General features: G+C 72.6%; 8 protein-coding genes. 3 read left to right on the forward strand and 5 right to left on the reverse strand.

Annotated elements, in window-relative coordinates:
• Nucleotides 1–165 precede the first annotated feature (165 nt).
• Nucleotides 166–1,824, forward strand: coding sequence for an N-6 DNA methylase (locus OIE12_RS27475; protein ID WP_329139807.1), 1,659 nt, complete (start codon nucleotides 166–168; stop codon nucleotides 1,822–1,824).
• A gap of 72 nt (nucleotides 1,825–1,896) precedes the next feature.
• On the opposite strand, the gene OIE12_RS27480 is transcribed toward OIE12_RS27475, so the two are convergent.
• From OIE12_RS27480 to OIE12_RS27495, 4 genes are all read right to left on the reverse strand, one after another.
• Nucleotides 1,897–4,044, reverse strand: a complete 2,148-nt coding sequence (locus OIE12_RS27480; protein ID WP_329139809.1) for a UvrD-helicase domain-containing protein — start codon at nucleotides 4,042–4,044, stop codon at nucleotides 1,897–1,899.
• A 40-nt stretch (nucleotides 4,045–4,084) separates the two neighbouring features.
• Nucleotides 4,085–5,353, reverse strand: a complete 1,269-nt coding sequence (locus tag OIE12_RS27485) for an McrC family protein (RefSeq protein WP_329139811.1) — start codon at nucleotides 5,351–5,353, stop codon at nucleotides 4,085–4,087.
• Nucleotides 5,350–7,170, reverse strand: a complete 1,821-nt coding sequence (locus OIE12_RS27490) for an McrB family protein (protein ID WP_329139813.1) — start codon at nucleotides 7,168–7,170, stop codon at nucleotides 5,350–5,352. The genes OIE12_RS27485 and OIE12_RS27490 overlap by 4 nt, the downstream gene beginning before the upstream one ends.
• A gap of 97 nt (nucleotides 7,171–7,267) precedes the next feature.
• Nucleotides 7,268–7,699 (reverse strand): ATP-binding protein, encoded by a 432-nt coding sequence (locus OIE12_RS27495; RefSeq protein ID WP_329139815.1) that lies wholly within the window; start codon nucleotides 7,697–7,699, stop codon nucleotides 7,268–7,270.
• Between the two features lie 549 nt (nucleotides 7,700–8,248).
• On the opposite strand from OIE12_RS27495, the gene OIE12_RS27500 reads away from it, so the two are divergent.
• Together OIE12_RS27500 and OIE12_RS27505 are read left to right on the forward strand one after the other, a co-directional pair.
• Nucleotides 8,249–8,860 carry a hypothetical protein gene (locus OIE12_RS27500; protein WP_329139817.1) on the forward strand — a complete coding sequence of 204 codons (612 nt, stop codon included), beginning with the start codon at nucleotides 8,249–8,251 and terminating at the stop codon, nucleotides 8,858–8,860.
• On the forward strand, nucleotides 8,839–9,432 hold the full coding sequence (locus tag OIE12_RS27505) for a YdeI/OmpD-associated family protein (RefSeq protein WP_329139819.1): 594 nt from the start codon (nucleotides 8,839–8,841) through the stop codon (nucleotides 9,430–9,432). Before OIE12_RS27500 ends, OIE12_RS27505 begins: the two co-directional genes overlap by 22 nt.
• A gap of 153 nt (nucleotides 9,433–9,585) precedes the next feature.
• Here OIE12_RS27505 and OIE12_RS27510 read toward each other — a convergent pair whose 3' ends face one another.
• Nucleotides 9,586–11,106: a hypothetical protein gene (locus tag OIE12_RS27510; RefSeq protein ID WP_329139821.1), complete on the reverse strand. Its 1,521-nt coding sequence runs from the start codon at nucleotides 11,104–11,106 to the stop codon at nucleotides 9,586–9,588.
• Between the last annotated feature and the right edge of the window lies 1 nt (nucleotide 11,107).

Genomic DNA, 11,107 nt, shown 5'->3' on the forward strand with positions numbered 1-11,107 from the left:
GCGTACCGGGAAGGGGAGAGCGCCGTCCGGCGCCGACCGCACACCTTCCCCTCCACCCCGCCCGATGGCACGTGCCGTATACATTTATTAACATTGCGCGCACTGTGTACCACATCAACACGTTTGCCATTGAGGCGGATCTGTTACCCGTGTACGGTGACCCACATGACGGACAACGCCGCTTCATCCGCCGGTCCGCTGGTCTCCGGCGCCGAGATCGCGCGGCTCGCGGGGGTGACCAGAGCGGCGGTCTCCAACTGGCGGCGGCGTTACGACGACTTCCCGCTGCCCGCCGGCGGCGGCGCCCACAGCCCGCTGTTCGCCCTCACCGAGGTGCAGGCCTGGCTGGACCGGCAGCGCAAGGGGCAGGAGGTCTCGGACGAGGTCCAGCTGTGGCAGGCGCTGCGCAGCGCCTACGGCGACGAGATGATCCGCGGGCTCGCCGATGTCGCCCAGGTGCTCTCCGCACCGTCGGACGAGACCCCGGACCGGCTTCCCGCGGAGGCGGCCCGCCTGGTGCGCACCCTGGCGGCGGACACCTCCGCGCACGACGTGGTGACCGCTCTCGTCGAACGCCTCACCGACTCCGTCCGCAGGGCCGGTTCGGACCAGATCACCTCCCCGCGCGTCGTCCGCGCCGTACGGCACTTCGCGGGCGAACCGGCGGCCGACGCCACGCTCCTCGACCCCGCCTGCGGCATCGGCACGCTCCTCCTCGCCGTCGGCCCCGAGCGGGGACCGAAGCGGCACGGCCAGGAGGCCGACGCCGACAGCGCCCGCTTCGCCCGGCTGCGCGCCCGCCTCACCGGACGCGGCGGCGTCGAGATCGAGACGGGCGACTCCCTGCGCGACGACCGCCTGCCGGAGCTCAGGGCCGACCTCGTCGTCTGCGACCCACCGGTGGCCGACTCCGACTGGGGCCGTGAGGAACTCCTCCTCGACCCCCGCTGGGAACTGGGCACTCCGTCCCGGGCCGAGGGCGAACTCGCCTGGCTCCAGCACGCCTACGCCCACACCGCACCCGGCGGCCGGGTCCTCATGGTGATGTCCGCCTCCGTCGCCTACCGCAAGGCCGGCCGCCGCATCCGGGCCGAACTCGTCCGCCGGGGCATCCTCACCCAGGTCACCGCCCTGCCCCCGGGCACGGCCGTCTCCCACGCGCTGCCCGTGCACCTGTGGCAGCTGCGCCGCCCGCTCTCCCCGGGTGACGCCGCCACGCACGTCCGCATGGTCGACCTGACCACGAACGACCCCGACGGCACGCTCGAGGCACGGCCCGACCAGTGCGCCGACGTGGCGCTGATCGACCTCCTCAACGACACCGTCGACCTCACCCCGGGCCGCCACGTCGTGGAGACCCACCGCGAGTACGCCGCCGAGTACGAGGCGCTGCGCGCGGAACTGGCCGAGCAGGTACGGGCCTTGGCCCAACTGCTGCCGGCGCTCACCGGCGCCGACGGCCCCGGCATCCAGGACGGCCCCACGGTCAGCGTCGCCGACCTCGCGCGCGCCGGGCTCGTCGCCTACGGCACACCCGAGCCCGCCTCCGTCAGCGACCAGCTCGACACGGACTTCCTGCGCGGCTTCCTGCGCAGCGCCGCCAACAACCGGCGCTCCACCAGCGCGAGCGGCACGTTCCGCCTGGACGGCAAGGGCGCACGCGTCCCGCAGATGGACATCGACGAACAACGCCGGTACGGCGCGGCGTTCCGCGCCCTGCGGGAGTTCGAGGAACGGGCCGGGCGAGTGGCGGAGCTCAGCCGCGAGGCGGCGGCACTGGCGCGGGACGGGTTGGGCAACGGGGCGTTGCGGCCGGGGGACTGAGGCGGGGAAAGGGGGAGCGGACCGGGGCGGGGCCCGGCCGTCGCCCCCGGGTCCCTCATGACGCGGGACCCGTCACCGCTCCCGCGGTACGAACGGGCTCCCCGTCCCGCTCCACGACACCGCCAGCGCCTCCCGCGCCCTCGTGCAGGCCACGAACAGCAGGCACCGCTCGCGCAGCAGGTCCGACTCGTGCTGCAACGCGTCCACCGCCGCCGGTGTCACCTCGCGGGTGAACGGCACCGCGCTCGCCGTCGCCCCCAGCACCGCCACGCACCGGAACTCCAGCCCCTTCATGGCGTGCATGGTGGCCAGCCGTACGCCCTCCTCGTCCGCCCCCGGGTTGTCCCGGACCCGGACCACCGGCACCCCGGCCGCGCGCAGCCGGTCGTACGCCTTGTCGAGCAGCACGTTGAAACGGGCGCACACGCCGATCTCGGACGGTCGGATGCCCTGCGCGATCCACCCCCGCACCCGCTCGACGAGCGCCGCGACCTCCGCCGTCTCCGAGCCGTACCCGTCCACGTGCGGTCTGCGGCCGTGCAGCAGGGACCGGTAGCCGGCCAGGGTGTCGGAGCCCTCGCCGCTGAGGTCGTCGACCGTCACCGGCGTCATGATCCCCGTCGACCAGGTCAGGATCTCCTCCGTACTGCGGTAGTTGACGCGCAGCCGGTGGGTGCGGCCGGCGACCGGGATGCCCAGGGAGCCGAGCGACACCTTCGCGTCGTAGATCCGCTGGTGCGGGTCGCCCGTGAGGAACAGGTCGTCGCTGCCGGGCCGTACGGCGCCGCGCAGCACCCGCCACTGCGCGGGGTGCAGGTCCTGCGCCTCGTCGACGACGACGTGGTCGTGCGTCGGGGCGGAGGCGGACAGCAGTTCGGCCGCGCGGGCGCACACCTTCAGGTAGGTCGTGGCCCCGCGGTCGCGCAGCATCCGCTCGAACAGTTCGACGGCCGGCCACAGCTGCTCCCGTCTGACGGGGGACAGCGCGCTGCCGCGGCCCCGCCGGGAGGCGGCCCGGTAGGCGTCGAGGGTGCGCAGGTCCTGGGCGAGGATCACATGCCGGTACTCCTGCGCCAGGAACTGCTCCGTCCACGGCAGGCCGAGCTGCTTGACGACGCGCTGCCACACCTGCCGTTCGTCGCGGTCGCCGACGGGAGAGGGCGCCCTGCCGTCGAGACGGGTGACGACGGCGTGCGCGTACGCGTTGACCGTCGTCACCTCGACCCGGTCGAGCGGTGCCGCGCCGCCGTCGCCGCCGCTGCCCAGGAGGAGGGCGAGGTTCTCGCGGAGCGAGGCGGCCAGCGCGTTGGTGTACGTGGTGAGCAGGATGCGGCTGTCGGGGGAACGGGTCAGCAGATGCTTGACGCGGTGCAGGGCCGCGACCGTCTTTCCGGTGCCCGGACCGCCGGTGACCTGCACCGGCCCGCCGTACGACACCCGGTAGGCCACCCGCCGCTGCGAGGGGTGCAGGAACACCCGCCAGGCGGCGAACGGCTTCTCCAGGATGTCGGCCAGCTCCTCCGGCCCGCTGACCAGCGTGATCCGGCTGCGGGTGTTGGCGATGGCGGCGGCCAGGCTCTCGTCCGGGTCCGGCCCCGCGTCGACGGGACGGCGGGCGGCGACCACGTCCCGGTAGACGACCTCGGGGCTGTACCCGTCGGCCAGGAAGTACAGGACCTCGTACTGGTCCTCCGGCAGCAGCGTCTGGAAGGCGTCGAGCTGCTGCTTGTCGATGACGGTCCGCACCGCCCGCAACACCTGGTCGTCGACGCCCAGTTCGCGCAGCACGGTGTCGGAGTACTTGGCGAACAGCAGCGTGGGTGCGGTGGCCGCCGCCTTCTCCAGGGCGGGGGTGAGCTGGTCGATCGCGACGGCGTTGCGGACCTCCAGCGCGCGGGTCGCCGAGTTCGTCGTGTACAGCCGCTTGGCGGCCCAGGTGTAGGCGTCGTCGTGCGGGACGACGTTGACGAGCAGGAACACGTCGCTGCCGTCGTCGGGGGCGAGGACGACACCGCGCCAGAAGTCGTTGATGCGGATGGTCCGCATCCGGGTGTCGGCGGCCTTCTCGACCGACTCCAGGTGCAGCCCCTTGTCCCGCTGCAACTCCGGGACGCTGAGCAGCTGGAACTTCTGCATCGCCTTGCGCACGCCGTTCCGGACGGACTTCTCCAGGGAGTCGTAGCTCTCCCAGAAGCTGTTGGCGAACGCCAGCTGCGGCACGAGGCCCACTCCCCACCCTGAACGGACGAAACGCCCTCGATCATACGGGTGAGGGAACCGCCCGCATCCGGTCTGCCACCTCGCCGATGTCGGCCAGCAGCCCCGCCGGTTCCTGGTCCAGGTCGAGGGCGTGCTGGTGGATCAGGACGCCCGCGTGGCGCACCCGGTGGGCGGCGTGCGCGGCGTTGCCCTTCGCGTAGACCAGGTGCCCTTCGGGCAGGCCGAGCGCGGTGCAGTACGCCAGCATCTGGTACAGGTCGGCCTCGGGGAAACCGCCCGGCCTCCGTGCCTTGTTCACAGCTCTCTCCGCCTTGTACTTGGCGTCCGCGACCGCGCACGGGGTGCCGTCCGGCCCGTAGAGCACGAAGTCGGGCCGCATCCGGACGACCGACGCCTCGTCGAGGGTGTGGGCGTCCTGCAACCGGGCCGTGTGCCCCGAGCCGCGCACCGCCTCGCGCAGGGCGCGGGTCACGAAGTCCTCGAAGAGCCGGTTCATGTCGAACAGGAACCCCTCGATGCGCAGTCCGCCGGGCGCGTGCTCGGGCGAGGCGTCGTCCAGGACGGCACCGGCCAGGCGCAGCGCCTGGTGGTAGCGGGCGTTGAGGCGGGTCGGCCGCCAGTCCGGCAGCCGCTGGCCGCGGATGACGGGGGTGACGTCCGCGAGCCGGGCCCGCTGGTGCAGCAGCCGGCGCCGCACCTCGCGCGGCACGCCGGGCAGCCGCAGCAGACGCTCCACCGCCGTGCGCAGCAGGCGGTTCTCGGCGATGTCGGTGGTGAACTCGTCGTACGCCACCTCCACCGGCGGCATCGCGCCGAACCGACGCCGGATCTGTTCGGCCTCCCGGACGCGGCCGCGTACGACCAGGGCGCTCTCCACCGTCTCCCGGTAGCCCTGGAGCAGGCCCTGCCGCAGGGCCCGGTCGACCTGCCGTTCGACGGCGTGGGCGAGCGCCGGGAGCAGCTCCCGGTGCCCGGCGACGTCGACCTCCCCCTCCCGCCAGGGACCCTTCGGGTCGAGGCTGTAGCCGAGCAGGAAGAACAGCCGGGCGATCGGCACCTTGGGGGCGACCCGCACGGTCACGGGCTCCCCGGCCCCCGGCACGGTGACGGCCACCGCGCCGACCTTGCTGCCGGCACGCAGCGACCAGCGCCCGGGCGTGTACGGGTCAGGGGCCGCGTCCACGACGCTCCCGGCCGCGAGGGCCCGCCCCACCGCGTCGGGCAGGGCGACGCTGCGGGCCGGGCCGTGCTCGACGAGCTCGATGCTCCGGGCCCGCCCGTGCTCGACCGGCTCGACGACCGCGCTCACCCCAGCGACTCCCGCAGCGCCGCCGGACCGTACCGCTTCTCGACGTCCACGCCCTCCCCGTAGTGGTGCTCCTCCAGCAAGGGCAGGATCTTCGTCCGCCAGGTGCGCTCCAGGCCGCCCTCCCGGTAGACCCCCTTCTTCATCAGGTACGACGGCCCGATGCGGAAGTCGGGGTCGTCGATGCGGGAGTTGAGCGCGTCGAGCAGGTCGGCGGGCTCGGCGTCGCGCCCCTCCCGGGCGAGCCAGCGGCGCAGCAGCCCGCGCGTCGGCTCCACGCGCGGCGACAGCTCCACGAACGCGAACCGCCGCCGCATCGCCGCGTCCACCAGGGCGATGGACCGGTCGGCGGTGTTCATCGTGCCGATCACGAACAGGTTGGGCGGCAGCGCGAAGTCGTCCCCCGAGTACGTCAGCCGCACCGACTTGTTGCGGTACTCCAGGAGGAAGTACAGCTCGCCGAAGACCTTCGCCAGGTTGGCCCGGTTGATCTCGTCGATGACCAGGAAGTGCGGGACGTGCCCGTTGCCCTCGCGGGAGGCGAGGTCGGCGAGTTCGCGCAGTGGTCCGGCGGTCAGCCGGAAGGCGACCTCCCGTGTCTCGGGATCCTCCTGGGGCCGGAAACCCTCGAAGAAGTCCTCGTACGCGTACGAGGGATGGAACTGCACCAGCTTGACCTGCTCGGGCCCGCCCCCGAAGTACTCGGCGAACCTGAGCGCGAGGAAGGTCTTGCCGGTGCCGGGCGGCCCGTGGAACACCAACTGCCGCTCATCGGCCAGCAGATCGCGCACCTCGGCCAGCCAGGCGGGGTCGTGCACCAGCAGTTCGGCGGCGAGCGCCTCGGTGGGCGCGGGCAGTTCGGGGTCGCGGCGGGCGACGAGGGCCGCCGCCTCCGCGGTGGCGTCGCCGTCCGCGGACCCGGCCTCCTCGGCCAATTCCTCGTCGCTGCGGCCGAGTCCGTCGACGAGGGGGAGCACGGGGGTCAGGTCCACGACGTCATGCTGCACGGACAGTTTCTGCTGCAATGCCTCCGGCAGTGCGTCGTACGGCACGCCCTCGGGCCGCCAGGCCGTTCTGCGGCGCAGGTTGGCGAGCCCGCCCTCGGACTCGACCTGCTCCGCCCGCCCCTCGACCAGGCCGACGTACAACTGTCCGCCGGAAATCGTGCACACCGTGTCGCCGGGCCGCATCTGGGTCAGGAAGTAGTGCAACTCGTCGGCCAGCGCCTGCTTCTGGCTGTACGAGGCGGTGGCGTCGTAACCCTCCTGGACGTACCGGCGCAGGGCGCTCTTGGTGGGGTCCTCCTCGCCGACCGGCGGGAGGTGCGCCGCGGCCAGCGTGACCACGCCCTCCGGCAGCCACAGCCGCCGCACCAGGTCCCGCCCCGCCACGTTCGACCCGCGGACCAGCCACGCCTTGCGGGGCGGCCGCCAGGAGTGGCCGAGGTAGTCGACGAGGGGGAAGTCCTCCTCCACCGTCCGCCACTCCGACAGCGCGTTCGAGCCGTGCCCGGCGGCGAGGGAGGCCGCGGCGGAGGGCGAGTTGCACTCGATGTCCCGCGCGGTCTCCAGATACCCCGGCCACCGCTCCGACGGCCGGACCGCCCCCTCGGCGATCAGTGCCTCCCGCTGCTCCGTCGCGTACCGCCCCGCGCCGGCGGTCGTCTCCGGCCGCACGGGCGATCCGGCGAGCAGCAGGAACTTGGGACTGCCGTTGAGCCCCTTCGCGGGCAGCACCCGCCCCCGCGCGTAGGGCCCGCCGTTCGGCAGCCGCAACCGGAACTCCGGGTAGGCCGCGGTCCGCTGCCCCTCCACAGTCATCGATCCCCCACGCTTTCTCCCGCTTGCTCACCGTACGGCCGACTCAACACAGTAGGGGCTCCCACTGACAGTGGTCCCCGACAGGTGACCAGCGCGCTCAGGGCCCGCACTCCGCCCACACCGTCTTGCCGCTCGGCGGGTACGGGCGTGTGCCCCAGCGGTCGGCGAGGGCGGTGACCAGGAGGAGACCGCGGCCGGACTCGGAGTCCGTGGGCGCGACGGGGGAGGGGGCGGGGAGGCGGTCCCCGCGTGCGTCGGTGACCTCGACCCACAGCCGGCCGGCCGCCGGGTCGAAGCGGAGCGTGAGGCGGAAGTCGCGGCCCTGGACGTGGCCGTGCAACGCCGCGTTCGCGGCCAGCTCGGCGACGATCTGCTCGCCCCGCTCGGCCACGGACGGTGACACCTGCCAGGCCTGGAACTGCGCCGCCGCGAGCAGCCGCGCGAGCCGCGCGCCGCGCCGGGTGGAGGACAACTGCTGTACGAAAGTCCTGACGGCAGCGGCGGCCGACGCGGACGTGGTGACGTTCATGGGCCCACCGTGCGGGGCGCGCGGGGGCGCGCGCCATACAGGAGCGCCGTACGCTGCGTGAGCGTACGGCGGCGGTGGGTGCGGGGACGGAGTCGGGCCGTGCGTTTGTCGACGCGGGTCGGGTGGGAACGGCCGTGGCGGCTGTACGATGCCCTTCCGACGTCACAAATCCCCCTTTGGCCAGACGAGTTACCGCTGTGCCTCGCCGTGGGCCGGCCGGTGGCTCCGTAGCCGCGACCGATGCGATGCACCCCGCTGGAGGACCGGTCTTGACCGCGATGCCCCCGTCCACACAGCCTCCGCCGGAGCCGCGGCCCTCGGGCGACGGGGCCGCGCCACCCTCCGGGCAGCCCGCGTCCCCGGTACCGCCCGCGTCTTCCGAGGCCGCGCCCGGACAGCCAGCCGCGGGCTCGACTCCGCAGCCACCCGCGAGTTCGACCCCGCAGCCACCCGCGGGCTCGACCGCGCAACCGTCTGCGGCCGCGACTCCGCAGCCTTCCGCGGGGCACCCCGCAACCGTCCGCCGAGCCGTCCGCGTGGGACCTGGCCGTGCAGCAGGCATTCCCGGTCCCGGGGGACCAGCCCCGGCGGAAGTCACTCCAGGTCGTCGGCCTGATGGTGACCATCTCGGTGATCACCTTCGTACTGACCCTCGTGGGTGGCTACTTGTTCGACCGTTCCACCGCCGACTCCCGCGTCAAGGACGAGAAGGACGCGGAGCAGTCGCTGGACCAGGCGGAGCAGCCCTTCACAGCCGCGGCCATGTACGACGAGAGCGGCATCGACAACTGGAAGCTCGCGCTGGACCGGCCCCTGACTGCGGCGGAGCAGAACAAGCTCACCTCCCTACGGCCCAGCGCGGACGGCGACTTCACCGAGGCGTGGCGGTATCTGCGGTCCCTCGGCGGCCGGATCCTCCGGTACCCGTCGCTGCTCAACGCCGGTCCCCTCGAGGGGTACGGCAGCCTGGGCGCCGAGTCGACGACCTTCAAGCTGAACCTGTTCAGCAAACGGGCCCGGCTGGGTGGACTGCGACAAGGTGACGGACAACGCGTCGTGCGTGGCGTGGCGCAAGGGGGAACGCTGAACGGAGTCGGGTCCGTTTCGGTACGGAGCGGGCCGGCCGAGGGCCGGGCCGGATGTGGTTCGCTACGGGGATGACTCAGGACTTGGAGACCGTCGCCTTCGCATCCGCCGAGGCGTTCGAGGCGTGGCTCGGCGAGAACCATGCCGTCTCGCCCGGCATCTGGCTCAAGCTGCGCAAGAAGGCCCCCGGAGTCGTCGCGCTGGACTACGCCCAGGCGCTCGACGTGGCGCTCTGCTACGGCTGGATCGACGGGCAGAAGGCCGGGTTCGACGACCAGTGGTGGCTCCAGCGGTTCACCCCGCGCAAGCCGGGCAGCAAGTGGTCCAAGGTCAACCGGGACAAGGTGGCCGCGTTGACCGAGCAGGGCCGGATGCGTCCGCCGGGGCAGGCCGAGGTCGACCGCGCCAGGGCGGACGGCCGCTGGGAGGCGGCCTACGACGGCTCGCGGACCGCCACGGTGCCGGACGACCTCGCGGCGGCCCTGGCCGCCGACCCGGCCGCGGCGGCGTTCTTCGAGACCCTGGACCGGCAGAACCGCTACGCGATCCTGTACCGGATCCAGGACGCGAAGCGGCCCGAGACCCGGGCGCGGCGGATCGAGAAGTACGTGGCGATGCTGGCGAAGGGCGAGAAGCTGCATCCGTAGCCGAGGAGGGGCCCACCCTGGGGCATTCGCCCTACACGCCCCGGGGCATCAACCACTGCTCAAACAATGCGCAGGCCGACCAATGCGCGTTCACGAACGCCATGGGGTGAGCGGAAACGCCAGTGCCCCCACGTGATGTCCGGCCGATGGCAGTCAGCCTGCGGCCCAGTCCGTGGTCAGTATCTGCGTCAGGGACACGAGTCCATCGTGATCCAAAGGGGTCCGGTGGGAGAGAGTGTTGCGGGCCGTGTGCAAGGTGCGAAGGCGATGACGTTGCGTGGTGGTCAGGGCGAGCATGTGGGAGGCGTAGGAGAGGCCGCCGAGTTCGAGTTCCTCGAGATCGGGCACGGCGGCTTCGTCGGTCTTCTTCCAGTGCTGGGAGCGGGCCTTCTCGCAGAAGTCCTGAAGGGTGAACTGCTGTGTGCGCAGCAGCCCGGGAACGAGGTGTATCAGGCTGGTGCGTGCTTCCTCGATGAGCGGGAGGAGGACGCGGTTCTGAGCGTGGCAGACGAGGACCCGCAGTTCCTGCGAGTTGGCGTCCAGGAGGAAGCGGCCGTGAGTGGGGTGGATGCGTCCGTCCCAACTGTCGACGGCACCGCGGGCCCAGGCAGCGTGTATCTCGGCATCGGGGGCGGAGGCGTGGGCGGTGGACAGGCGCCTCGGCCACACGGGCTCTGCGGAGCCGGCTGCGGGCTCGGGCAGGATCTGGCCCAGTGCGTGGCGGAGTGTGCCGAGGTCACCGCCGTCCCAGGTGTTGCGGAGAGTGAGGGCGCGGTCGATGTCGGGGCCGCAGACCTCGGCGACGACGGCGTCGGTGACACGGCGGAGGAGCGTGTCGGAGGCGTCAGTGACTCCTGAGCGGGAACGCCAGGCCATGAGGACCTCGGTGTCGAGACGGGACCAGACCTTCCACCACCAGTGGACGGCGGCGCGGCCTTGACTGCCGAGGGTGGCGCGGGACAGGTCGGCGGCGCGTGCGGTCAGGAGGAAACGCGGCCGTGCCCGACCGGTCAGACCGGCTTCGTGGAAGGTGGCCTGAGCAACGCGGAGGAGCCGGGCGGCCTCTTCCGGGGAGGACTCGTCCCAGCAACGCACGACGATCACATGGGGCACTTGAGCGGTTGTGGCCTGTTCGGCGAGGGCTTCTACGGGGTCGCTTGTGACGCCGAGTTCCTTGGCGAGGCGTTCCTCCAGCGTGGCTGTCGGCATGGCGGTGGCCGGAGCCAGGCTGGACCGGACGCTGCCGCTGGGCGCGGCGAGCCGACGCAGGAGACTGGTGTAAGGGTCCTCGGGCAGAATCGTGTCCTGTCCGAGGACCGAATCTGCCCAGGGCTCGTTCGACTCGGCGGTCGGGGGGCGCGGCGTGGGCAAGGACGCCGGGCCGACACGGCGGTCGGCGTGGGAGACGACGCCGGGAACGGGGATCACCGCATCTAGGCGATGGGTGAGCTCGCGCACGAAGAAGTCGGCGCGGCCGGATTCCACGACGGAGTCGGGGAAGTACCAGACGCAGCTGCGGCCGGCCCGCAGGTCGGCCTCGAGCATGTCGAGGTGCCGACGAGGACCGGGGAGCCGGGCGAGATCCTCGTCCGTGATCTGTCGGCCGGTCCCCGCGGCGACCGGCTCAGACGCTGCGGACTTCGGTACCGGGGAGTCCGCGGTGGCAGAGCTCACG

Source organism: Streptomyces sp. NBC_00670 (genome assembly GCF_036226765.1).
In the GTDB taxonomy this organism is placed as follows: domain Bacteria; phylum Actinomycetota; class Actinomycetes; order Streptomycetales; family Streptomycetaceae; genus Streptomyces.